Here is a 24,515-nt window from a genome sequence, read left to right as displayed (position 1 = left end):
TGCGGCGGCCCATCACGCGATGGGAAAGCTCATGCTCATCGCGTTGAGTTGTGAGCTGGGACACATTCATGAATCAAAAGTGAATGCGAAAGCCCACTGATATCCGTAGTATCAATTTGTTATCAGTTGCTTACGGAATTCGCCGGGTGAAGGTCCTTGGAGCCAGCTTTCATCGACCACGAAGGCTGCAGGGGCCTCGCTGAAGAACTTTTTCCGTGGATCGGCTGTGCTGCCAGTTCGAAGGGCAGCCCCATGGCGCCCTTCTGATTCGGATTTCGTGCGGACAGAACCCTTCGTCGGTTGTGCGTGTGCCTTCCTTGGGCAATTCAGGCCGCGAACCGTCGCGCGGGGACCAAGGGTGCAGGTACGTACGTCCGCGTCTGATCAGGCCGCGACCTTCGTTCACCCGATTTGGCGGGCGGAGACCATTAATTGAAGTACGCGTTTTCCAGCTCTGAAAAATTCGTCCATCGAGGATCCAATGTCCGCTCTTCCGCAGATCGCCGATATGCCCTTTCGGTCGCGCATGTCGACCGTGCCGACTCAGGCGCCAAGGAATTGCTCCTTGCGGAAAGTCTCGCAGCCCCAACCCCGTGTGCCCATACGGCGAGCCTGCGCCTTCGTTCTTATCGAAAACCTTCCGCAACTCGCCGAAGCCTATGACCCGGATTTCGCGAGGAGCGTGAGCCGTGAGATCAGGCAGCGGCTTTGCGCTCGTTTCCTGACATCGGTCAAAGCCGACCTTGCATGCCTGCGCGATGACTGCTTTTTGTTGTGGAGCAATGATTTCTTCGCGCAAGACGATGGCTCCGCTTCCGAGCCGTCCGCCAGTGAGCAACTCGAATCGCTGCTCTTGGCGCTCGGAGGCGAGCCCATATCCGCCAGAGGGACCACGGCACTGGCGCGATTGCATGTGAACTGGATCGATGTGCAAGCACCGGACCAAATGGGCGATTCGGAGATCGCGCTCACGCTTTGGACCGCCCAGCCCTTTCCCGATGCACATGAGAAGCCCACCGAGGGGTGGCGACAGAACTATCGTGCCGACATGGACGTGGCCGTACGACTGAGTGAAGCGATCCATGCCGGGCGTCTCACTTTTGCATGGCGACCAATCATCAACGCCTACGCTTCGGCGTCGATGCTTTACTGGGAAGCACGCCCGGACGTGTTGGTGTCCCCAGATCGGCAGACATCGCTCACGCCGGAGGTGTTCCTGCCGTGCTTGCAGCGCCTTGGTCTGACTCGCGCATTCGACAGTCTGGTGGTACGACAGGTCATCGACGCATTGAGAGATCAGCCCTTGGTGCAGCTCGGGGTAAGTCTCTTTGTACAAAGCGCGCGAATCGACCACTGGTGGGCGTCCGTTCTGTCGACTTTGAAGTCTTCACCCGAACTGGCGTCCCGCCTGACAGTGGAGATTTCCGATTCGATGGCGTTCTCGAGCATGCAGGCGGTCCGGGACTTCTGCGCCAGGCTCCGGTCGTTTGGCTGCCGGATCGCCATCAAGGATTTCGGTGCCGGGCGCGGCAATCTTGCGGCAGCCCAGGCCTGCCGTCCCGACATCATCAAACTCGAGGCATCGTTCCTTCGGCGGGCACGGGAAAGCGAATTCGGCGGTGAGTGTCTTCGCGACATGCTGACGCTTTGCGGCCACTTGGCGGTGTACGTCGTCGCCGACGGCGTTGAGCGCGAAGATGACCTGGGCGTCGCACTCGACGCCGGTGTGCAATGGGTTCAGGGCCATCACCTGCGCGGTACCGAAGAGCCCCCGAGACTTGCACCGCCGATGAGTTCGATCCAGCGCAGCCTCGACGTAACCAAGGCGACGTATCGCGCTGAAACGCGATGAGGGGTTGATGCATCCTCTGGTCGCCGCTCGATCGAATCACGTCTCTTCATCTGACGAAGGCCAGCGTTCAAGTGTCTTCATGAACGCCTGGAAATATGCGGGACGAGCGGCAGCTTCGTCATCTGCGATCACTCGCCCGGGGGCATGCAGCACTTCCAAAAATGTATCTGCACCCGCTTCTTAGCAGCTTGAGCACGGCAGACCGAACGGCCTTGATCCAGCGCAGCGAGTTTCGGTCTTACCGGCGCAACGACCTGGTGATCGAGTCCGACGAATGGACGGATCGCATGTACTGCGTCACCGGCGGGTTGCTGCGTGTCGTGGCACGCGGCAATGCCGGCAACGCCGACGTCACGACCGACTTCATCCGACGTGGCGACATTTTTCATGGACCCTTGCTCACCGAAGATCGCTACCAAGCCGCGTCCACCCTCATCGCCGCTCTGCCATCGTCGGTGTACCTTGTCCCGGTCGCAGCGGTGCGCGAGCTTTGCGCGAAGCACCCCGAGATGGCGCTCGGCCTGGTCGATCTCACGCTACGGCGCACGGGCCTGCTGCGCAGGCAACTGCGACGCGTCTCCTCGCTGTCCGCGGAGGCGTTGGTGGGCCGTGTGCTTCATGAGTTGACGCAGCTTGCACCCGTCGGTTCAGGCGGGTACGACAAGCGCATCACACAGGCGGTGATCGCCTCCTATTCGGGTCTCTCACGTGAAGTGGTCAACAAAACCATGCGCGATATGGAAAGCCGCGGCTTGGTAAGGCGGGACGGGGAGGGCATTCATGTTCCTTCGGATTTCGGCTCGACAGACATCGGCAACCTGCTGCCCGCAGAGAACGAGCTGTCAAAAGAAGACTACCGGCAGCGGGTGCCGCCGCCTCTCCCGGATTCTTTTGGATCGGACAACTGAGATGTCTGCCTCTTCCATGCAGCGAGGGCTTCATGCGTGGTCGCGTACCCCAACGAATCGATCTCCGATGAATAGTGATGCGGGTCACTTTCGATGCGCAATAGGTCGCGTGAGCGCGAACAGGCGAAAGCAAAATATTCGGTTGGAGATTGCGCGTGCGCTGTCCTTCAGTAAATCCGGTACCGGATCAACTCATTCCATCCCGGCCGACCCGAGCAATCAACGGTTCCTCATGATCCACCTGTTCTTTCGTTGCCAGTGCCAAGCGAGGAAGCTGTCACGCATACATCGAAGGATGTGGATGCGTCTGCTGCCCGGAATGCGCTTGTATCTCTGCGCAAATTGCCAGAGACCACAGCTTCTTTCCAGGCGTTTCGTCGATCGCGCACGTGTGATCCGGGATGGCGCCAGTGCGTCTCGAGGGGATTGATATGGGGGGCGCTTCGGAAGCCGACGCGATGGCGCTGGGCGGCGGCTTCTCGGAACGCTTGAACCAGCTCGTCGCAGCCAAAGGCCGCGGATGCAAAGCCGAATTGGCACGTCATTGCGGCGTCACCCGACCTGCGATCACGCACTGGCTTTCGGGGCGAAACAAGGGCGTCGAATCGACATGCCTGTTTGCCATCGCTGATTACTTCGAGGTCGATCCCCGTTGGCTGGCCGTGGGCACCGGCTCCGAATGGCCCATTCCTCCGATGGAGAGGAAAGTACATCCCCCCATCGGTGAGGTGCTGTCCAAGATCGAGGAAGTAGCTTCTCGGTGCAGGCAGATAACGCATGAGGAACGTGTCGGAATCTATATGTGGTTGACCGGTGAAAGCTGCTGTTGCGCTTCGTCTTCGAGATCCACTTGAATCTTCTGTTTGAGCGCATCGCTTGGTCATATTGGCAGCCGCGCTAGGAAGACAAATACAGGTACGCACGGGCGCGGAGAAATTGAAGTCGCTGGGCGCGGTCCCGGTGGACGATCCTTTCCAGGGCACCGGCTTCGCGGCGCTGCGCCAGCCGGCGGCACCGCTGCAGAACTTCGATGCGCGCGGCATGGAATCTGTGCCCTATGACTGCACATCTCGCCGATGGGCTTCATGCGCGACCCCGGCACCGTCCACACGCGGGCCGGAATCTCTGGCTCGCAACCTACGGCCGCAGGTGCCAGCCCAGTTCCCCCTGGAGGAACTGCTCGGCTTCGGCAGGCAAATCCTCTGCATCGAAGAAGTGCGCAACCGGACGCTCGACGACGATCCGCCCCGCGTGCAGACAGGCCACGCGCGTGGCCAGGCGCTTGGCCTGTCCGAGGTTGTGGGTGCTCATCACGATGGTCACTCCGCTGCTGGCGACTTCTTGGATGAGGGCCTCGATCTCGTTCTTGGCGCCGGGGTCCAGGCTCGCGGTCGGCTCGTCAAGGAACAGGATGTCCGGCTGCAGCGCCCAGGCGCGGGCAAGGCCCAGCCGCTGCTGCTGTCCGCCCGAGAGCGAACGGGCGGACCGCGCCGCAAGTTCCAGCAAGCCCACGCGCGCGAGCGCCTCGCGGCAGCGCACCCCGCGTTCGGTCGCCGGCACGCCGGCCAGCCAGAGGCCGACCCGCACATTGCGCTCCACCGAAAGGCTCAGAAGAAAAGGGCGCTGGAACAGCATGGCCGCGCGCGGTAGGCGGCCTTCGGGTTGCAGCGGCAGGCGCTCGCAGCGGCCTTCGCAGGACAGGAGGCCGTGCAGCAGCCGCAGCAGCGTGGTCTTGCCCGAGCCGTTGGCGCCGACGAGGACGAGCCGATCGCCGCGGCGCAGGGTCAGCGTTGCGTTGTCCAGCGCGACGAGCGCACCGAAGCGCACCGTGGCCTTGTCGGCCAGGATCAACGGCGTCCCCTCGGCGGGCTCGGTCGCTTCGGTGACCACGGGCGCGCGGAGGCCGGGCTTAGCCGCCGCGGCATGCGGCTTCGCCTGCGCGGCATTCAGCGGGCGGGTCGCGAGCCACTGGAGCAGCCCGATCGCACCGTTGATTGCGCCGACCACAGCCAGCAGCACGAGGCCCAGCGCCAACGCCAGCGCCAGGTCGCCCTTGCTGGTCTCCAGCGCGATGGTGGTGGTCATCACGCGCGTGACGCCGGCGATGTTGCCGCCCACGATCATCACGGCCCCCACTTCTGCAATGGCGCGCGCGAAGGCGGTGAGCAATACGGTGGTCACGCCCATCCGGTCGTGCACCAGCATCAGCAGCGAAGTGGTGAGCGGCCCGGCGCCCAGCGAGCGCAACTGGTCGCCGCCATCGGCCAGCGCCGCCATCACGAGCCGGCGCGACAGGGCGGCGATGAGCGGCGTGACGAGCACGCTCTGCGCCACCACCATCGCCGTCGGCGTGAAGAGGATTCCCAGTTCGCCCAGCGGCCCCGAGCGCGAGAGGAGCAGGTACACCAGGAGGCCGACCACCACGGCGGGCAGCGCGAGCAGCGTGTTCACCAGCCAGACGGCCAGCACATGCCCCGGGAATCGCGCGACCGCCAGCCACGCGCCCAGCAGCAGGCCGAACAGCGCACCGATCGCGCAAGCCGTCGCGCTCACCTGCAGCGAGAGCGCCGTGATGTGCACGAGTTCGGGGTCGGCGTGGCGGATGAGTTGCCAGGCCAGCGCCCAGCCTTCGGTCATGGTGTTCATCGAAGGACGGCTGTTACCGGAAGCGCGACGCGATGGTCACGCGGCGAGCAATGGGAAGCCGGAGCCGTAGCCGGCCGGCACGGCGCCCGGAATCACCCGGGCCAGACCGCCGCCGTTCACAGGTTCGCGTTCGGGAAGAAGAGCTGCTCGCCACCGATCTTGTACGAGGCGATCGCGGCTTGCCCGTCGCGTGACACCACCCAGTCGGAGAAAGCCTGCGCCAGTTCCTTCTTGACGTGCGGATGCTTGGCCGGGTTCACGACGATCACGCCGTACTGGTTGAACAGTTGCTTGTCGCCCTCGACCACGATGCGCAGGTCGCCGCGGTTCTTGAAGTTGAGCCAGGTGCCGCGGTCGGACAGCACATAGGCATTGGTGGACGCAGCGATGTTGAGCGCCTGGCCCATGCCGCAGCCGCACTCCTTGTAGCCAGCGGGCTTGGCGGCCGCAAGGTCGATGCCGGCCAGCTTCCACTGGCGCAGCTCGGCCGAATGGGTGCCGCTCTTGTCGCCGCGCGAGACGAAGCCGCTGCCCGCGGCACCCAGCCGCTTGAGTGCCGCCGCGATGTCGTTGCCGCGCACGCCGGCCGGGTCGGCTTTCGGCCCGATCAGCACGAAGTCGTTGTACATGACCGCGCGGCGCGGAAGCCCGAAGCCTTCGGCGACGAACTTCTCCTCGGCCGGCTGGTCGTGCACGAACAGCGCATCGGCATCGCCGCGGCGCCCCATGTCCAGCGCCTGGCCCGTGCCCACGGCCACCACGCGCACCTCGATGCCCGAGGCCTGCGTGAACAGCGGCAGCAGGTGCTTGAAGAGCCCGGACTGCTCCGTCGAGGTGGTGGACGCCAGGACGATGAACTTGTCCTGTGCCTGCGCGAGCGGTGCGAAGAGGGCGCCGGCAAGAACACCGGCGAGGGCGAGGAGGGTGGAGCGTCTGCGGGAGGTCATCGGGGGGTGGTCCTCAAGAGGTGGAAATGCATCGGGTGTCAGGAAGCGGCGGCTGCGTCGTCAGTGCGAAAGCCCAAGCCACGCAGCGCCTCGCGCGCCGCGGCCGATTGCAGCAACGCAACGAACGCCTGCACGGGCGCGCGGTCGCGCCGCGCCTTGGGCACCACGAAGTCGTAGCGCTCTTCCTGCACCGGAATGAAGCCGAGGCCGTATTGCCGCGCGACCGTGTCGATGGCCAGGCCCCAGTCGGCGCGCTCTTGCGCCACGGCCACCGCCACCGCGTTGTGCGACTTGGTCTGCACGCCGTAGCCGGGCGGCTTGGTGCTGCCGAGCAGGCGGTCGATGAGGATGCGCGTGCCGCTGCCGGCATTGCGGTTGACCATGGTGCAGCCGGGCTGCGTGGTCGCGGCCGCGATGGCCGCGGCGGCGTCGAGTCCCTCGAAGCGCGCATCGCCCGGGCGGTAGACGATGCCCTGCATGCGGCCGTACCCCGGAATCAGATCGAGCCCCGGCGTGAGCAGCGGCAGGTTGTAGACGCCCGTTGCCGGGTCCATCAGGTGGATGCCCGCCACATCGCATTCGCCCCGCCGCGCGGCCATCAGCCCGCCGGTGCTGCCCACGTTCATGGCCTTGATGCGGATGCCCTGGCGCATCAGTTCGCCGGTCAGCCAATCGAGGCCGACGCAATGGCTGCCGATGAAGATCAGGTCGGCCGGGTCCAGCCCCTGGCCCAGCAGCTGCACCTGCACCGGCGCGCCGGCATCGACGATCTCGGTGTGCTGGCCGATGGTGATGAAGCCATCGGCGCTGCTGAACGTGGTGACAGAGCCCGAGCCCTTGCCCATCGGGTAGGCGGCCACGCCCTGCTCGGTGGGCACCAAGCCCACCAGCAGATATTCGGTGCGGCCGCGCTCGGAGTTCACGCGCATGGGCAGCGTGGCCGCGATGTGCTCGCGCCGCTCGGGCGGCTGGCCTGCGAAGGCGCGGATCACGGGCGCGAGGAACTCGTGAAAGGTGAAGACCGCCGAGGTCGGAAAGCCCGGCAGGATCACGACCGGCTTGCCGCCCGTAACCGCCAGGCACACCGGCTTGCCGGGCTTGAGCGCCACGCCGTGCGCCACGATGCCCGGGTCGCCGAGCGCGGCCACCACGCGGTATGAAAGGTCGCCTTCGCCCTTGGACGTGCCGCCCGAGAAGACCACGGCATCGCATTCCAAACCTCGCGCGAGCGCGGCCGACAGCAGGGCCTCGTCGTCCGGAATCACGCCCAGCCGCACCGGCAGCCCGCCCAGTTCCTCGACCGCGGCGCCGATGATGGCGGCGTTGGAGTCGTACACCGCGCCGGTGGGCAGCGGCGCACCGGGCGCGACGATTTCGTTGCCGGTGGAGAAGATGGCCACGCGCGGTTTGCGGTACACGCCGACCTCGGCCAGGCCGAGGGCCGCGAGCACGCCGATCTCCCGCGAGCTCAGCGGCTGGCCGGCGCGCAGCACGGTTTCGCCGCGTGCGATGTCGGTGCCGGCGTAGCTGACGTTCTCGCCCTCGACGGCCGCGCGGCGGATCTGCACCTGGCCGTCCTCGGCATCGGTGTGCTCCACCATCACCACCGCATCGGCGCCGCGCGGCAGCATGCCGCCGGTGGCGATGGCGGTCGCCTGGCCGTGCGCCACTTCGCGCCGGGGCACGATGCCGGGCGCGAGCGTCTCGCCGACGAGGGCCAGCGAGCGCGACTGTTCTTCCATCGCGCCCCAGGTGTCGGCGGCCTGCACTGCGAAGCCATCGACGTTGGAGCGGTCGAAGCCGGGCACGTCGATGGGCGCGGCCACGTCCTCGGCGAGCACGCGGCCCAGCGCCGCGTGCAGCGGCACGGTCTCGCGGCCCAGCGGCGCGAGGTTCAGGTGTTCGCGAAAACGGCGCTCGGCCTCGTCGCGCGTCACGACATCGAGAAATTGAGATTGGGGTTTCACGGGCATTCGTAGAGATGGACAGTGACTTCGGTTCCCGCCCCGAAGCCTTCACTTTCGGCGGGGGCGACCACGAAGCCGTCGGCCCGCGTGGTGGAACTCAGCACGGACGCACCCGAGAGCGCGAGCGGCTCCACGCCCTCCGGGCCGATCTTCACGCGCACGTAGTCGACGCGTCCGACTTGCGAGACGATCTTGCGCGCGACGGTCGCACGCGTGCGGGGATAGGGCCAGTCGGCGGGCCGGCCGCCGAGCAGGCGGATTGCGCGGCCCGCGAAGAAGTCGTAGGCGCAGAGGCAGGAGACCGGATTGCCCGGCAACAGGAAGACCAGCGTGTCGCCGATGCGGCCCATGCCGGCCGGGCTGGAAGGCCGCATCGCGATGCCGTGGATGGCCAGCTCGCCGCGTTCGGCCAAGAGGCGCGGCGCATGGTCCTCGGCGCCCACGCTGGAGCCGCCGGAGACGAGCACCACGTCGGCGCCGGGCGCCGCGAGCGCTTCCGAGATGACCTCGGGATCGTCGCCCAGGCGCTGGTGCGATTCGAGCAGCCCGCCGTCGCGCGCGACCAGGCCGCGCAAGGTCACGGAGTTGGCGTCGTAGATCTCGAAGGGTCCCTTGGGCGTGCCGGGCGCCCGCACTTCGTTGCCGGTGACGAGCAGCCGCACGCGCGGCTGGCGCAACACCTGCAGTTGCGCGAGGCCGAGCGAAGCCGCCAGTCCCGCATCCTGCGGGCGAAGCCGGCGGCCTGCGGCGAGGGGCGTGCTGCCGCTCGCGATGTCTTCGCCGACATGGCCCACATGCTGGCCCGGAGCGACGGCGCGCGTGATGGCAAGCCGGCCATCCTGCTCGCTTGCGTATTCGGCGGGCACCACCGCGTCCAATCCCGATGGCACCGGCGCCCCGGTCATGATGCGAATGGCGGCGCCCGCGGGCACTTCGCCTTCGAAAGGCCGGCCCGGCCAGGCATGGCCCACGACCGGGAATTCCAGCGGGTTGTATTCGCCGGCACCGGTGGTCTCGCCGCCGCGCAGCGCATAGCCGTCCATGGCCGCGCGATCGAACTCGGGCACCGCGATGGGCGCGATCACCTCATGCAGGAGCACGCGTCCCGCGGCCTCGTCGACCGCCACGGATTCGCCGGGCAGCAGCGCCGCATGGGCATCGATCCACGCGAGGGCGGCGGGCACCTCGGCGCGCTTGCTGAAGCCGCGCATACGCACATCTGTCGAGACGGTTCGTTCGGGTGTGGGCATCGGGCCAGTATAGAAAGTTGGAGGTCGCCGGCCTCGACGCGCATCGCGCCCGGCCCATCGCCTGCCAGCCACCCGCCCGAGGTGACTGAGGCAGCCAACGGCACCTGCCGCCGGCTTACTTCTTCGGTGCGGGATTCGTCTGTGCCGAGGTCTGGTTCGTGCTGGGCGGTGCCGCCGCCGTGGGAGCCGGCGAATGCGCGCCCGATGCCTCGATGGGCTTGGTCTCGGTCGGCGCCGCGGCGTAAGGGCCCGGGTCCACGCAAGGCGGCGTCGCCATTGCCGCGGGCGCCGGCTTGCCTGCGGCCTGGGCGCTGGCGCGGTACTTGGCCGCGACCTGGTCCTGCGCCTTGCAGAGCAGGTAGGCGTCGGTCTTGGTGTTCCACGCGGTCCGGGCTGCGGTGTCGGCGGCCTTGGCCTGCGCTTCGGGCGAGGGTGCCGGCAGCTTGGCGAAGGCGGACGGTGCAGCCAGCGGGAGCGCCAGCGCGCAGAGAAGGGTCAGCGTGTGCTTCATGCAGAGGTTCCTTGCGCGGTCGCCGGCCGTGCGGGCTCGGGTGGTGCCTCGGGCGGCGACGAGCGCTGCGCCGGGATCTTGCCCGCCTCGATGTCGTCGTACCAGAGCCGGTGATGCTCGCGGGCCCAGGTCTCGTCGACGTAGCCTTCGCGCATCGCCTTGTAGGCGCCCGTCATGCCGAGCGTGCCGATGTAGATGTGGCCCATGATCATCGCCATCATGAAGAGCGTGGCCACCGCATGCACCATGTGCGCGACCTGCATCTCGCCGCGCGTGTAGACGAAGCCGGGCAGGAGCTTGTCCAGGAACAGCCCCGAGGCGATGACGATGCTGCCGAGAAACAGCACGCCGCCCCAGAACACCAGCTTCTCGCCGGCATTGAAGCGGTGCGACGCCGGCTCCTTGCCGCCGAAGAGGCCGCCGCCGTGCCGCAGCCAGGTGAAGTCTTCCTTGCCCGGCCAGTTGCTGCGGATGAAGGTGAAGATCATGAACAGCGTGGTCACCACGAACAGCGGCCCGACGAAGTTGTGCACGGTCTTGAGCACGTAGGCCAGGTAGCCGAAGAGCGCGCTGCCCAGCACCGGCAGCAGGAAGAACTTGCCGAAGGCCATCACGATGCCCGAGAGCGCAAGCGTGACGAAGGCGATGGCGTTCGACCAGTGCGTGGCGCGCTCGAAGGGCGTGAAGCGTTCGATCTTGCGGCCGGTCTCGGTGCCGTGCAGGCGGATCGGTCCGCGCGTGAAATAGAAGATCGCCAGCGCCAGCAAGGTGATGAAGAGCAGCGCCGCGCCGTACGGAATGATCCAGTTGTTGCGCACCTGGCGCCATGCCTCGCCGGCATTGGTGAAGCGCGAACCCGGGTACTGCACGAAGCCCTGGATCAGGTTGCCGGCCTCCGGCGCCTCGCTCACGGGCAGGCTGCTGTAGCCGGTGACGCCGCCGCTCACCTGGCGCCACATCGGCGCGTTGTTGCCGGGCTGGACCTTGTTGCGCTCGCCGTTGGTCTGGTTGAGGTAGTTCGGGTCGGCGCTCGCCTCGGGCTTCACGTCGAAGATGTTCTGGCTGCGGATGCCGCCCGCTGCTTGCGTTGCCGGTGCGGCTGTCGTGGCAGCAGGCGCAGCCGCGGGGGACGAAGAAGAGGGGGTTGGCGCTGCGGCGTCTACACCGCCAGTTGCCGGGTTGCCGGCCTGGGCCAACGCGCCCGCCGCGCAGCTCAGCAGCGCGGTTGCCAACAGCGCATTGAAGGCTTGCCTGGTGCGAAGGGTGACGACGCTCATGCGGCCTCCGGCTCAGTTTTCTCGGGTGTATTCGTTCTGGCCGTTGGAGCGGAGCTTGATCTGCTGCTCCCACGCCGTCTTGTCGCCCACCTTCCAGCCGGGCGCGGTGAAGACGGTGCCGGTGTTGGCCTGCGTGCCGGTGCCGCTCCAGGGCACCGCATCGTGCTTGACGCCCTCCGCGTTCGTCTGCGGCTTCTCGGTGCAGGCCGCAAGCAGCAAGGCGCCCGACGCGAGTGCCAAGAGGGTCAGGGCCGCGCGTCTCACTTCTTGTCTCCGGTGGGCGGCGTGCCGGCCTGCTGCGAACCGTAGGCCGTGCCCCAGCCCCAGACCTCGGCGCCGGTGCCGCGATGCACGACGCGGGTGCGGAAGATGTCGGCCACCACGTCGCCATCGCCGGCCAGCAGTGCCTTGGTCGAGCACATCTCGGCGCAAGCCGGCAGCTTGCCTTCGGCCAGGCGGTTGCGGCCGTACTTCTCGAACTCGGCTTCGGAGCCGTTGGCCTCGGGGCCGCCGGCGCAGAAGGTGCACTTGTCCATCTTGCCGCGCGCGCCGAAGGTGCCTTGCGAGGGGAACTGCGGTGCGCCGAACGGGCAGGCGTACGAGCAGTAGCCGCAGCCGATGCACACGTCCTTGTCGTGCAGCACCACGCCTTCGTCGGTGCGATAGAAACACTGCACGGGGCACACCGCCATGCAGGGCGCGTCGGAGCAATGCATGCAGGCCACCGAGATCGACTTCTCGCCCGGCAGGCCGTCGTTGAGCGTGACCACGCGGCGCCGGTTCACGCCCCATGGCACCTCGTTCTCGTTCTTGCAGGCCGTGACACAGCCGTTGCACTCGATGCAGCGTTCGGAATCGCAGACGAACTTCATTCTTGCCATGGGATTTCCTTATGCCTTCTCGATGTTGCAGACCGTGGTCTTGGTCTCTTGCATCATGGTGACGCTGTCGTAGCCGTAGGTGGTGCCGGTGTTGATGGCCTCGCCGCGCACGATGGGCGCCGCGCCCTTCGGGTAGTAGGCGAGCATGTCCGCCCCCTGCCAGTGGCCCGAGAAGTGGAAGGGCATGAACACCGTGTCGGGCCCCACGCGCTCGGTCACCAGGGCCTGCACGTTGAGCTTGGCGCCGGTGGGCGTGTGGACCCAGGCGCGCTCGCCGTTGCGGATGTTCTTCTCGGCCGCCACCTTCGGATTGATCTCGACGAACATCTCCTGCTGCAGCTCGGCGAGCCAGGGATTGGAGCGCGTTTCTTCGCCACCGCCCTCGTACTCCACGAGGCGGCCCGAGGTCATGATGTACGGGAATTTTTCGGCGATCTTGTCGGCGATGTTCTTCTGCTGGACGCTCTTGTAGAGCGTGGGCATGCGCCAGAAGGCCATCTTGTCGTCGTGCGTCGGATACTTCACCGCCAGGTCGGGCCGCGTGCCGTAGAGCGGTTCGCGGTGCTGCGGAATGCCATCCGGAAAATTCCACACCACGGCCCGCGCCTTGGCATTGCCGAACGGATGGCAGCCGTGGTTCTTCATGAACACGCGGATCATGCCGCCCGAGCTGTCGGTCTTCCAGTTCTTGCCTTCGGCCTTGGGCTTCTCGGCGTCGGTCAGTTCGTCCCACCAGCCGAGCTTCTTGAGCAGCAGGTGGTCGAGCTCGGGGTAGCCGGTGGTGATGTCCGCGCCCAGCGAATGCGAGCCGTCTTCGGCCAGCAGGTTCTTGCCGTTGCGCTCGACACCGAAGTTCGCGCGGAAGTTGCCGCCGCCGTCCATCACATGCTTGGAGGGGTCGTAGAGATTCGGCGAGCCCGGGTGCTTGAGCTCGGGTGTGCCGTAGCAGGGCCAGGGCAATCCGAAGTAATCGCCCGTCATGTCGTAGCCGTTGACCTTGTCCTTCACCGAGCCCTTGGCCTTGAGCGTGCGCACGTCGAAGGCGGCCATGTTGCGCATGTGCGCCTGCAGCCGTTCCGGGCTCTGGCCCGTGTAGCCGACGGCCCAGCACGACTTGTTGATCTCGCGCAGGATGTCGTCGGGCACGGGCTCGTCCATGCCCTTGACCTTCTGCATCTTGTAGTTCTTGCTGAGCTCCTTGCCGAAGCCCAGGCGGTCGGCGAACTGCTGCATGATCATGTGGTCGCTGCGGCTTTCCCAAAGCGGCTCGATCACTTTCTCGCGCCACTGGATCGACCGGTTCGACGCCGTCACCGACCCGCTGGTCTCGAACTGCGTGCAGGCCGGCAGCAGGTAGACCGCGCGATTCGCGTTCACGTCCTCGGGTCGCCCCGGCATGGCGGCCATGGCGGCAGTCGCAGAGGGATACGGGTCGACCACCACCAGCAGGTCCAGCTTGTCCATGGCCCGCTTCATCTCGAGACCGCGCGTCTGCGAGTTGGGCGCGTGGCCCCAATAGAAGACGCCGCGCAGGTTCGAGTCCTGGTCGATCAGCTCGTTCTTCTCGAGCACGCCGTCGATCCAGCGCGACACCGTGATGCCGGGCTTGCTCATCATCGCGGGCGATGCGAAGCGGCCCTTGATCCATTCGAAGTCCACGCCCCATGTCGCGGCGAAGTGCTTCCAAGAACCTTCGACCAGGCCGTAGTAGCCGGGCAGCGAATCGGGGTTGGGGCCGACGTCGGTCGCGCCTTGCACGTTGTCGTGGCCGCGGAAGATGTTGGTGCCGCCGCCCGACTTGCCGACGTTGCCGAGCGCCAGTTGCAGGATGCAGGAAGCTCGCACGATCGCATTGCCGATGGTGTGCTGCGTCTGGCCCATGCACCAGACCACGGTGCCCGGCCGGTTCTCGTTGAGCATCGTGGCGACCTTCAGCACCTGGGCCTCGCTGACGCCGCAGGCCTCTTCGACCTTGTCGGGCGTCCACTTGCTCATCACGTCCGCGCGCACCTCGTCCATGCCGTAGACGCGGTCGTTGATGTAGCGCTTGTCTTCCCAGCCGTTCTTGAAGATGTGGTGCAGGATGCCGAACAGGAACGCGATGTCCGAGCCCGAGCGGATGCGCACGTACTCGTGGGCCTTGGCCGCCGTGCGGGTGAAGCGCGGGTCGACCACGATCATCTTGCAGCCGTTTTCCTTCGCATGCAGCATGTGCAGCATGCTCACCGGGTGCGCTTCGGCGGCGTTCGAGCCGATGTACATCGCGACCTTCGCATTGCGCATGTCGTTGTACGAATTGGTCATGGCGCCGTAGCCCCATGTGTTCGCCACGCCCGCGACCGTGGTCGAGTGGCAGATGCGCGCCTGGTGGTCGCAGTTGTTGCTGCCGAAGAAGCTCACGAACTTGCGCAGCAGGTACGACTGCTCGTTGCTGTGCTTGCTCGAGCCGATCCAGTAGATCGCATCGGGACCGCTGGCCTTGGTGAGCTCCTTGAGCTTGGCGGTGATTTCGTCGAGCGCAGTGTCCCAGCTGATTCGCTCGTACTTGCCGTTCACGAGCTTCATCGGATAGCGAAGGCGGTATTCGCCATGGCCGTGTTCGCGCAGCGCGGCGCCCTTGGCGCAGTGGGCGCCAAGGTTGATGGGCGAGTCGAACACCGGCTCTTGCCGCACCCACACACCGTTCTCGACCACCGCATCGGAGGCGCAGCCCACCGAGCAGTGCGAACACACGGTGCGCTTCACCTCGATCTTGCCGGCGCCGATGGCGACGGGTCTGCCGTCGGCCGCCCGAGCCTTCTGGATCAGGGTGAGCTGGCTGGCAGCAAGGCCCACACCGACACCGAGGCCGGAGCGCCGCAGGAAGGCACGCCGGTCCATCGTCGGCAGTGCATTCGCAAGGCCGCGCCGCAGGCTGTGGACGAAGGGTGAAGTGGCGGTGGACGGGTCGGAGTCACGTTGACTCGCGCTGCCCGGGGATTTTCTTGTCAGAAGCACGGGGACTCCTCAGGCTGAAGCGGTCTTGTAGTAGCGCTTGACGTGCTCGCTCAGGGAATAGCCACCGCCGTTTTCGGGCGCAGGCGGCAAGGAGGGAGCGGCGGTGGCGACGGGCGCCTCGACAATTTTCGGCAGCGCCGTGACGGCTGCTGCGGCGACGCCGGCGGTGGCGGCGCCTAGGAAGAATCCCCGACGGGAGGCCGGCTTGAGGCCGGTGTCTTTTTGGCTGTCCTGCATATTGGCTCCAGGAGTGGCTAGGCGTGACACGTCATGAAATACGTGAGTGCTTTTGGATACTAGACCAGCAACACTTCACGGGCAACCCGGTTTCCCCTTCCATCAGGCCATCAGGCCATCATGTCGAAAGCCTGTGCCTCGACCTCGCCGAACGCGCGTGTGAAGACCGCGAGCGCTGCATAGAACCGGGCCTTGGGATGCTGGGCGACAGCGTCGCACAACGCGGGCAAGAAGGGCTGGATGTGCTTCGAGAAAATAGCCTGTTGTTGTGTAAGGTTGGCGACGGCCACGTCGTCGCCGGCGATCAGGTAGCGCATCACCTCGAACAGGCAGGCGATGTGGTCCTCGGTTTCGTAGGTGGCCTCGGTGCGCGCAAGACCCAGCCGGTCGAGGTCGTGACGCAGTTGCACGAGCGGCTTGTCGTTGAGAAAGCCGCTCAGGTAATGCGAGCCGAAAAGGAAGATATCGGGCTTGCCGATGCCGCCGAAGAGCGCGTCGTACTCGTCGTGCGTGGCGGCTGCGCTGGTGTCGCGCGCGATGCCGACCAGTTGGCGCCACGGCTCCTCTAAAAAGGCGCCCGCGGCCGGAGCCTCGGTCGGCGCAACCTGGAAAGCCTCCAGCAGCCCGGCATCGGGTGCTGCGTACCAAAGGCGCGCCAGCAGGCCGTAGAGCTCGGCGCGTGCCACTTCCTCGTCGAGCGCGGAGGACGCGGGAAAGGTCTCACTCATAGCGGGGCGATCTTCACTTCGTTGGTGGCACTGTAGAGGTCGATGACCCGGCAGTCGCTGCACATCTTGAGGCGCTCCAGCGCTTCCCCCTGGAACATCGCGTGACCCGCCAGCTTGCCGAGCATGGCCTCGATCGCCTTCTGCGTGCCGAAGGGCTTGCTGCAGCGGATGCATGCCCAGGGCTTTGCCTCGTTGAGAAGCACCTGCTGCTTGCGTTCGGGCGAAGCCAGCAGGCGTGGCACGAGCGAGACGGCATCCTCGGGGCAGGTGATCTCGCACAAGCCGCATTGAACGCAGTTCTTCTCGATGAAGCGCAACTGCGGCGCGCTCTGGCTGTCCAGCAGCGCGCCGGACGGGCAGGCACTGACACAGGCCAGGCACAGCGTGCACTTTTCCTTGTCGACTGCGATGGCACCCAAGGGTGAGCCTGGAGGCAGGTCGAAGGCCAATGGCGCATCGGCAGGCGCCTGAAGGGCAGGGGCCGCACCCATCAAATGGTCGAGCGCCATCTCGAGCCTGTCGCGCTTGACCGCGCCGATTGCGAAACGGGCCGGGGCTGCAGGCACTTGCTGTGTCGTCGTGCGCAAGCCGGCAAGCGCGGCATCCAGCACCGCCGCCGAATCGGCCTCGATCACGCGGAAGTGGGTTCCGGTGTAGCCCAGGCCCAGCAACAGCGCCTGGGCGATCTCCATCTGCTTCTTGAGCGCTGCCAGGTACTGCGGCGCTTCCTCGCGGGTACAAAGCACCACCACCTGCGAAGCACCGAAGGCGATCGCACTGAGCCACAGATCGATGCCGGTGCTCGCCGCGTGAAAGAGTCCCACCGGAATGACCCGGGCCGGCACGCCTTGCGCCTTGCCCAGTTGCGCCTGCCGTCCGAGTTGCTCGACCAGCGCCTGGCCGCCTTCCTGGCTGTGCAGCAGCAGCGCGGCATCGCGGCCGCCCGCGGCGGCATAGGTGGTGAGCAGCTTGCGCAGCTTGAGTCCTTGATCGGGAGCACGGGGGTACGTGTAGCCCAGCGCGCCTGTCGGGCAGACCGTCGTGCACGCGCCGCAGCCGACGCACAGGTTCGGATTGACCACGATGCGCTGGCGCTGCCTGTCGCTGGCAATGGCGTGGGCCGAACACACCTCGACGCAGGCATTGCAGCCGACCACCTCGTTGCGGCTGTGCGCGCAGAGGCTCTGCTTGTAGTCGAAGAACTTGGGCTTTTCGAACTCCCCGACCAGTTCGCGCACGCGCAGCAGCGTCTGGAGGCCGTCGGCATGCGCGACGCCGCCCGGCAGGTGGAAGTAGCCCTGGGGCGGCGCATGCCAATCGATGCGCGGCGAGGCGCCGAGATCGAGCACCAGGTCGAACGCGGCGTCGAGCACCTGAGGCTCGCGCGCGAAATTGATCGCACCGGCCACGGTGCAGGCGCGCTCGCAATCGCGGTGCGACGTGCAGCGGGCGTTGTCGATCTGGTAATCCAGGCCGATCGCCTGTTCGGGGCAGGCTGCGATGCAGGCATTGCAGCGCGTGCACAGGTCGAGGTCGATCGCGTTGTCGCGCGTCCAGCGGAGCGTGAAGGCGCCCAGCCAGCCTGCGAGCGAATCGATGCGGCCCGCGATCACCGGCCAGCGGCGCTCCTGTGTGCCGCCGAGTGCGCCCGGACCCTGTGCCATGAGGGTCACGTCGAGCGTGTCGCCGACCAAGGCCGCAGCGCGCTCGGCCTCGTCGAGAGGCCCGATGATCAGCAGCCGGCCCTGGCTGTTGTAGCTCACGGTCGAGACCGGTTCGGGCTCGGGCAGGCTGGCCGCGGCCAGGAGCGCTGCGATCTTGGGCATCGCGCTTTTCGCGTCGCGGCTCCATCCGCCTGTCTCGCGGATGTTGACGAAGCGGATCGGGGAGGTCGCAGCGGGCGTCTGCGTGGCGAGTTCGCCGAACAGCCGCTTTTCCTGGGTACAGGCGACGACCACTTCGTCTCCGGACTGGATGGCGCGCTGGAAGGAAGCGGCTTCGCGGCGGCAGAGCGCCGAATGCAGGGGAAGGGATTCAGCCAGTGCCGCGCCGAGTGTCTTCGGCTCGAGCGGCATCGTCTGGTTGCAGTCGCAGATCAGCGTGGTGGTCATCGTTTTCTTGGCTGGCTGGTTGCGCATCGGCAACCGGCGGGCTGGGAAGATCTCCGGAATCGTTGGACTGTGCCACGTCCTCCGCCCCCATGGCTTTGGGGGTTTCAGGGGGAATGCGCTCGGGCTCCTCGTCGAAGAGCTTCAGGAATTTGGCGCTCGCCATCTGGCGCAACACGCTGTCGGGCATCGGCGTGGGCTTGGAATAGTCGTCGACGTAGGTGTCGAGACCGTCCATCACATTGAAATGCGGATCGGAGAAGAGCTTGCGGAAGGCCGCGTTCTTGACCTCCGGCGCGACCTCCTTGGCCAGGAAAGGCTTGTAGTCCGATTCGATGCCCAGTCCGTCGACATCCGCGAGCGTCAGCGGCTGTGCGGCTTGCTCCGGATCGTTCTCCGGGGGGAGGGCGGGAGGAGCGGCCTGTTCCGTTACTTGCTGCGCGGGCTCGGCGTCCGACGCCGGAGCGAGTGCGACGGAAGGCGGCATCTTTTCTTCTGCGGGCACCACCGGCACTTCGTCGCGCGCCTCCTGCTTGCGCCGTGACCACCGTCCGAGAAAGCCCTCAGACATCCCCGGCTCCCCGCCCGCGCTTCTTCTCGGTCGTCACGCTCGCGGCATTGCCGAAACGATCGACCAGCGACCGGAAACTCTCGGGCCGACGACGTCGCTTCGGCTCGATCACGTAGTGCTCGTCCACGAAAGCGCGTGCCCAATCGATCACTTCCGTAGGCGCCGGCACCTGCTCGACGGTTTCCTGCGCGTCGAGCCAGCGCCCGGCCTCGTAGTAGCTGAGCGTCACCACGACCGGACGCGGAATCGGCTCGGGTCCGAGCGTCGCCTCCTCGTCCATGCGCCAGAGCACGAACCAACAGGGCGTCGGCGTGGTCGCGTTGAGGTGGTAGCCCTCGGCCTCGTCGCGGAACAGTTCGACCTTCAAGCCCGGATGCAACCAGCGTTGCTCGCCTTCGTCGTCGTGCAGCAAGCGCGGCTCGGTGCCGAAACCGGGCTCGTCGGGCATCACGCTGTCGAGCGTCCAACGCCAGGGTTGCCAGTGGCTGGACGGGCCGTGCAGCCGCTCGCGGCGCATGACGACCGCGACATCGAGCGTCGGGCGGCCGGAGGCGGAGATCGCAGGGGTTTCCGAGGAGGGCATGGGGCGAACGATAGTCGATGCTTCAGCGATGCTCAGGGACAGTTGGGGGTGCCCGCGCGACGGAAGTACAGCCGCCGTCTCGTCGATACGCCACAAGAATACATGGGGTAGCATGCCGCGCAAATAAGGAGTCGCATGGGCAAACGCCGAGGCAACTCCGCAGCATGGCGAGCTTCGGGTTTCGCCCGATCGCCGTGCTGCAATAAGTTGACCACGATCAATGACCTGGCCTCGGGCGCCCATCAGCATCGTCACTCAACCGGGTGGCCAAGCAGGACTTGTCCGCGCCCGACACACGGAATGTGCCGCCGCTGGCGTCATGTTGATCCCACATACCTTTAACCCCACCCACTGCTGCGAGGCCTGATCGCTTCGCCGATGCCATGACCACAGCCATGCGCGCACCTGAACCGGTGCGACTAGCCACATTGGACGAACTCCGCGGTCAGATACGCCGCAAGGGCAAGCTCAAGGGACGCCAACCCGACCACGTGGCACTCGAAGAGGTCCAGGCGCTGCTCGGACCCGGGCCGCACAGGCGAGACCTGCTGATCGAGCATCTGCACCGCCTCAACGACGAGTGGCAATGCCTGCACGACCGGCATCTCGTTGCGCTCGCTCGGGAAATGAATCTGCCGATGGCCGAGGTCTTCGAAGTGGCGACCTTCTACCACCACTTCGAAGTGCTTCGCGGCGACGACCAGCCCGCCGCGCTGACCGTGCGCGTCTGCGACGGGCTCTCGTGCGAACTGGCGGGTGCCCGCGATCTCTTGCAGCGCCTGCCGGCAATTCTCGGCGCCGACGTGCGGGTGATCGCGGCACCTTGTGTCGGGCGCTGCGAGCAGGCGCCGGTGGCGGTGATCGGCCAGGCCCCCGTGGTCAGGGCCACGGCGGCCAATGTCAAGGCAGCAGTCGATCAGGACGCGAGGGCGCACGGGTTGCCTACCGACGACGGGACATTCGATGCCGCAGCGGCGGGACCGGTGTCGATCACCTCATCGCCAGAAGAAACGGCACCTGCCTATGTCGGCTATCAGGCATACAGAGCGCGCGGTGGTTATCAGCTCGCGGCCGCGGTGGCCTCCGGCGCCTGGCCGGCAGACGACGTACTGAAAACAATGACCGATTCCGGCCTGCGCGGCCTTGGCGGCGCGGGCTTTCCCGCGGGGCGCAAGTGGGGCATCGTGCGGCAGCAATTGGCGCCGCGCCTGATGGCCGTCAACATCGATGAAGGCGAGCCCGGGACGTTCAAGGATCGAACCTATCTGGAGCGTGACCCTCATCGATTCCTCGAAGGACTGCTGATCGCCGCCACAGTGGTCGGCATCGACGCCTGCTATGTCTATTTGCGCGACGAGTACCACGGCTGCCGCGCGATCCTCGAACGCGAACTCGCACTGCTGCAGGCAAATCCGCCTTGTGCGTTGCCGCGCATCGAGCTTCGGCGTGGCGCGGGCGCGTACATCTGCGGCGAGGAGTCCGCGATGATCGAGAGCATCGAAGGCAAGCGGGGCGAGCCACGCATGCGGCCGCCCTACATCGCGCAGATCGGGTTGTTCGGCCGGCCGACGCTCGAACACAACTTCGAGACCCTCTATTGGGTGCGCGACATCGTCGAGCGTGGTGCGGCATGGTTCAGCGATTTCGGCCGCAACGGACGCCACGGCCTCCGGTCGTTCAGCGTGAGCGGCCGGGTGCGGGAGCCTGGCGTCAAGCTGGCGCCGGCAGGCATCACATTGCGCGAATTGGTGGACGAGTTCTGCGGCGGAATGCTCCCGGGGCACGACCTGTATGCCTACCTGCCCGGCGGAGCGTCGGGCGGCATCCTGCCAGCGAGCATGAGCGACATTCCGCTCGATTTCGACACGCTGCAGCCGCACGGCTGCTTCATCGGCTCGGCCGCCGTCATCGTGCTGAGCCAGAAGGACCGGGCCCGCGACGCCGCGCTGAACATGATGCATTTCTTCGAGCACGAGAGTTGCGGCCAGTGCACGCCGTGCCGTGTCGGTACCGGCAAGGCGGCCCAGTTGATGGCGGAACCCAATTGGGACCATGCCACGCTGGAGGACCTGAACCAGGTCATGGTCGACGCGTCCATCTGCGGGCTCGGTCAGGCGGCACCGAATCCGGTTCGCTGCGTCCAGAAATATTTCCCCCACGAGGTGCTTTGAATGAATGCACGCGAAGGAACCCTCCTGACGCCCGCCGTCGTCGAGTTCGAACTCGACGGTAAGCCGGTCCAGGGCTACGAGGGCGAAACGATCCTGCAGGTGGCGGATCGGCACGGCGTCGAGATTCCGCGGCTTTGCTACACGCCGGGTTATCGGGCGGACGGCAATTGCCGCTCCTGCATGGTCGAGATCGATGGCGAGCGCACCCTGGCGCCGAGCTGCTGCCGCGCGCCCGTCGCGGGCATGAAGGTGCAGGCGAAAAGCGAGCGCGCCCTCAAGAGCCAGAAGATGGTGCTCGAAATGCTGCTGTCGGACATGCCGCAGAAGGGCCACAAGTGGATCGGCAACGACGAGACGCTGCAGCATGGCGAGCTGAGCGAGTGGGCATCGCGCATGGATGTCGAAGTCCGCCCCGCGCTGGCGGCCATCAGCCGGACGCAACCCGCGCCCGACCTGTCGCACCCGGCCATGGCCGTCAATCTCGACGCCTGCATCCAATGCAACCGCTGTGTGCGCGCGTGCCGCGAGGAGCAGGTCAACGACGTGATCGGCTACGCCTTTCGCGGCCACGACAGCGCGATCGTGTTCGACCTGCAGGACGGCATGGGCGACAGCACCTGCGTGGCCTGCGGCGAATGCGTCCAGGCCTGCCCGACCGGTGCACTCATGCCCAAAAGCCACATCGGTGCCCAGGAGGTGGACCGCAAGGTCGACTCGGTGTGCCCGTTCTGCGGCGTCGGCTGCCTGCTGACCTACAACGTGAAGGACGAGGTCATCGTGAGCGTCGACGGCCGCGATGGTCCGGCGAACCACAACCGCCTGTGCGTCAAGGGGCGCTTCGGCTTCGACTACGCACACCATCCGCAACGGCTGACCAAGCCGCTGATCCGCAGAGCCGGCGTGCCCAAGGACCCCGATGCGATCGGTGACCCGGCCGACTGGAGCAAGGTGTTCCGCGAGGCGACCTGGGAAGAGGCGCTCGACCTGGCGGGCAGCAAGCTCAAGTCCTTGCGCGACACGCATGGTCTCAAGGCCCTGGCCGGCTTCGGATCGGCCAAGGGAAGCAACGAAGAGGCCTATCTGTTCCAGAAGCTGGTGCGCACCGGCTTCGGCAGCAACAACGTCGATCACTGCACGCGCCTGTGCCACGCCTCCAGCGTCGCGGCACTGCTCGAAGGCGTCGGCTCCGGCGCGGTGAGCAACCAGGTCAGCGACGTCGAGCACGCGGGGCTGATCCTGGTGATCGGATCGAACCCGACGGCCAATCACCCGGTCGCCGCGACATGGATGAAGAACGCCGCAAAGCGCGGCACGAAGATCGTGCTTGCCGATCCGCGGGTGACGGACATCGGCCGGCATGCCTGGCGCACGCTGCAGTTCCGCGCCGACACCGACGTGGCGCTGCTCAATGCGCTGATCCACACCGTGATCGACGAAGGCCTGGTCGATGCCGATTTCCTGACCCGTCGCGCAAGCAACTACGAGGCGCTGAAGGCCAATGTGCAGGGGTATTCCGCGGAAGCGATGGCGCCGATCTGCGGCATTCCGGCCGAGACGATTCGCGAGGTCGCGCGCGAGTTCGCGACGAGCAAGGGCTCGATGATCCTGTGGGGCATGGGCATCAGCCAGCACGTGCATGGCACCGACAACGCGCGTTGCCTGATCGCGCTCGTGAGTGTCACGGGGCAGATCGGCAAGCCCGGCAGCGGATTGCACCCGCTGCGCGGACAGAACAACGTGCAGGGCGCGAGCGACGCGGGCCTGATCCCCATGATGCTGCCGAACTATCAGCGTGTGGACGATCCGGGCGTGCACGCGTGGTTCGAAAATTTCTGGGACGCGCCGCTGGACGACAAGCCCGGCTACACCGTCGTGGAGATCATGCACAAGGCGCTTGCGCCGGACAGCGATCCGCACAAGGTCCGCGGCATGTACATCATGGGCGAGAACCCCGCGATGAGCGACCCGGACTTGAACCATGCACGCCATGCGCTGACCTCGCTCGATCATCTGGTAGTCCAGGACATCTTCATGACCGAGACCGCCTGGTATGCCGATGTCGTGCTGCCGGCGAGCGCATGGCCGGAAAAGACCGGGACCGTCACGAACACGGATCGCATGATCCAGATGGGCCGCCGCGCACTGAATCCGCCTGGCGATGCCAAGCCCGACCTGTGGATCATTCAGCAGATCGCGGAGCGCCTGGGCTTGTCGTGGAACTACGAAGGTCCCGAGTGCGGCGTCGCGGCGGTCTACGAAGAAATGCGCCAGGCGATGCATGCCGTCATCGAAGGCGTTACATGGGAACGCGTCGAACGCGAGCAGAGCGTGACCTACCCCTGCTTGTCCGAGGACGATCCAGGGCAACCCACCGTGTTCATCGACACGTTCGCGACGAAGGACGGCCGCGTCAAGCTGGTGCCGGCGGACATCATTCCTGCCAATGAGCGGCCCGACGCGGCATTTCCCTTCGTCCTGATCACCGGCCGCCAGCTGGAGCATTGGCACACCGGCAGCATGACGCGGCGGGCCAGCGTGCTCGATGCGATCGAACCGATTGCCACTGCATCGATGAACGGTGGCGATCTGCGCAAGCTGGGTGTCGAAGCGGGCGACGTGATCACCGTGAAGTCTCGTCGTGGCGAGGTCGCGCTGAGCGTGCGACGCGACGACGGCACACCGACGGGAGCGGTGTTCATTCCGTTCGCCTATTACGAAGCGGCCGCCAATCTGCTGACGAATGCGGCGCTCGATCCGTTCGGCAAGATTCCAGAATTCAAGTACTGCGCGGTGGCCATCACGGCGGGGGGAACCCCGGCGCCGACAACGGGCTACGGCCGCGAAAGCACGGAGGCGGAACCCGCGGTGGCGTAGGATTTCG

19 protein-coding genes are annotated in these 24,515 nt (G+C 66.3%); 5 read left to right on the top strand and 14 right to left on the bottom strand.

Annotated elements, in window-relative coordinates; genetic code table 11:
* The first annotated feature begins 481 nt into the window (after positions 1-481).
* From QFZ83_RS16110 to QFZ83_RS16100, 3 genes are all read left to right on the top strand, one after another.
* Positions 482-1,852: an EAL domain-containing protein gene (locus QFZ83_RS16110; RefSeq protein WP_306877034.1), complete on the top strand. Its 1,371-nt coding sequence runs from the start codon at positions 482-484 to the stop codon at positions 1,850-1,852.
* A gap of 212 nt (positions 1,853-2,064) precedes the next feature.
* Positions 2,065-2,760 carry a Crp/Fnr family transcriptional regulator gene (locus tag QFZ83_RS16105; RefSeq protein ID WP_306877032.1) on the top strand — a complete coding sequence of 232 codons (696 nt, stop codon included), beginning with the start codon at positions 2,065-2,067 and terminating at the stop codon, positions 2,758-2,760.
* Between the two features lie 401 nt (positions 2,761-3,161).
* Positions 3,162-3,614, top strand: coding sequence for a helix-turn-helix domain-containing protein (locus tag QFZ83_RS16100; protein ID WP_307508025.1), 453 nt, complete (start codon positions 3,162-3,164; stop codon positions 3,612-3,614).
* A gap of 283 nt (positions 3,615-3,897) precedes the next feature.
* Here QFZ83_RS16100 and QFZ83_RS16095 read toward each other — a convergent pair whose 3' ends face one another.
* The 14 genes from QFZ83_RS16095 to QFZ83_RS16030 all read right to left on the bottom strand — a co-directional run bounded on the left by QFZ83_RS16095 (position 3,898) and on the right by QFZ83_RS16030 (position 19,463).
* Positions 3,898-5,406 carry an ABC transporter permease gene (locus QFZ83_RS16095; protein ID WP_306877029.1) on the bottom strand — a complete coding sequence of 503 codons (1,509 nt, stop codon included), beginning with the start codon at positions 5,404-5,406 and terminating at the stop codon, positions 3,898-3,900.
* A 116-nt stretch (positions 5,407-5,522) separates the two neighbouring features.
* Complete coding sequence (locus QFZ83_RS16090) at positions 5,523-6,353, bottom strand: substrate-binding domain-containing protein (RefSeq protein WP_306877028.1); 831 nt, start codon at positions 6,351-6,353, stop codon at positions 5,523-5,525.
* Between the two features lie 38 nt (positions 6,354-6,391).
* Complete coding sequence (locus QFZ83_RS16085; RefSeq protein WP_306877027.1) at positions 6,392-8,326, bottom strand: molybdopterin biosynthesis protein; 1,935 nt, start codon at positions 8,324-8,326, stop codon at positions 6,392-6,394.
* Complete coding sequence (gene glp / locus QFZ83_RS16080) at positions 8,317-9,570, bottom strand: gephyrin-like molybdotransferase Glp (RefSeq protein ID WP_306877026.1); 1,254 nt, start codon at positions 9,568-9,570, stop codon at positions 8,317-8,319. The genes QFZ83_RS16085 and glp overlap by 10 nt, the downstream gene beginning before the upstream one ends.
* Before the next feature lie 115 nt (positions 9,571-9,685).
* Positions 9,686-10,081: a hypothetical protein gene (locus QFZ83_RS16075; RefSeq protein WP_306877024.1), complete on the bottom strand. Its 396-nt coding sequence runs from the start codon at positions 10,079-10,081 to the stop codon at positions 9,686-9,688.
* The gene (locus tag QFZ83_RS16070) at positions 10,078-11,358 is read right to left on the bottom strand and encodes a formate dehydrogenase subunit gamma (RefSeq protein ID WP_306877023.1); all 1,281 of its coding nucleotides are present in this window, start codon (positions 11,356-11,358) and stop codon (positions 10,078-10,080) included. Before QFZ83_RS16070 ends, QFZ83_RS16075 begins: the two co-directional genes overlap by 4 nt.
* Positions 11,359-11,370: 12 nt before the next feature.
* Positions 11,371-11,622 carry a hypothetical protein gene (locus tag QFZ83_RS16065; RefSeq protein ID WP_013542031.1) on the bottom strand — a complete coding sequence of 84 codons (252 nt, stop codon included), beginning with the start codon at positions 11,620-11,622 and terminating at the stop codon, positions 11,371-11,373.
* Positions 11,619-12,239 (bottom strand): formate dehydrogenase FDH3 subunit beta, encoded by a 621-nt coding sequence (fdh3B, locus tag QFZ83_RS16060; protein WP_013542030.1) that lies wholly within the window; start codon positions 12,237-12,239, stop codon positions 11,619-11,621. The genes QFZ83_RS16065 and fdh3B overlap by 4 nt, the downstream gene beginning before the upstream one ends.
* A 9-nt stretch (positions 12,240-12,248) precedes the next feature.
* Positions 12,249-15,236 (bottom strand): formate dehydrogenase subunit alpha, encoded by a 2,988-nt coding sequence (locus QFZ83_RS16055; RefSeq protein WP_306877020.1) that lies wholly within the window; start codon positions 15,234-15,236, stop codon positions 12,249-12,251.
* A gap of 9 nt (positions 15,237-15,245) precedes the next feature.
* Positions 15,246-15,473 carry a hypothetical protein gene (locus tag QFZ83_RS16050; protein ID WP_013542028.1) on the bottom strand — a complete coding sequence of 76 codons (228 nt, stop codon included), beginning with the start codon at positions 15,471-15,473 and terminating at the stop codon, positions 15,246-15,248.
* 110 nt (positions 15,474-15,583) lie between these two features.
* A complete protein-coding gene (locus QFZ83_RS16045; protein ID WP_306877018.1) occupies positions 15,584-16,201 on the bottom strand; it encodes a molecular chaperone in 618 nt (205 codons plus the stop codon).
* Positions 16,198-18,276: a 4Fe-4S dicluster domain-containing protein gene (locus tag QFZ83_RS16040; protein ID WP_306878055.1), complete on the bottom strand. Its 2,079-nt coding sequence runs from the start codon at positions 18,274-18,276 to the stop codon at positions 16,198-16,200. Before QFZ83_RS16040 ends, QFZ83_RS16045 begins: the two co-directional genes overlap by 4 nt.
* The gene (locus QFZ83_RS16035) at positions 18,236-18,880 is read right to left on the bottom strand and encodes a DUF3306 domain-containing protein (protein WP_307508024.1); all 645 of its coding nucleotides are present in this window, start codon (positions 18,878-18,880) and stop codon (positions 18,236-18,238) included. The genes QFZ83_RS16040 and QFZ83_RS16035 overlap by 41 nt, the downstream gene beginning before the upstream one ends.
* The gene (locus tag QFZ83_RS16030; protein ID WP_307508022.1) at positions 18,873-19,463 is read right to left on the bottom strand and encodes a DUF3305 domain-containing protein; all 591 of its coding nucleotides are present in this window, start codon (positions 19,461-19,463) and stop codon (positions 18,873-18,875) included. Before QFZ83_RS16030 ends, QFZ83_RS16035 begins: the two co-directional genes overlap by 8 nt.
* 383 nt (positions 19,464-19,846) lie before the next feature.
* Here QFZ83_RS16030 and QFZ83_RS16025 point away from each other — a divergent pair, with 383 nt between their 5' ends.
* Positions 19,847-21,634 carry an NADH-ubiquinone oxidoreductase-F iron-sulfur binding region domain-containing protein gene (locus QFZ83_RS16025; RefSeq protein WP_307508021.1) on the top strand — a complete coding sequence of 596 codons (1,788 nt, stop codon included), beginning with the start codon at positions 19,847-19,849 and terminating at the stop codon, positions 21,632-21,634.
* Positions 21,635-24,508, top strand: a complete 2,874-nt coding sequence (gene fdhF, locus QFZ83_RS16020; RefSeq protein WP_307508020.1) for a formate dehydrogenase subunit alpha — start codon at positions 21,635-21,637, stop codon at positions 24,506-24,508.
* Positions 24,509-24,515: the final 7 nt, after the last annotated feature.

Source organism: Variovorax sp. W1I1, from assembly GCF_030815625.1.
In the GTDB taxonomy this organism is placed as follows: Bacteria; Pseudomonadota; Gammaproteobacteria; order Burkholderiales; family Burkholderiaceae_C; genus Variovorax; species Variovorax paradoxus_C.
Note: the sequence above shows the minus strand (reverse complement) of the source record. Positions and strands in the feature narration are given on the sequence as shown.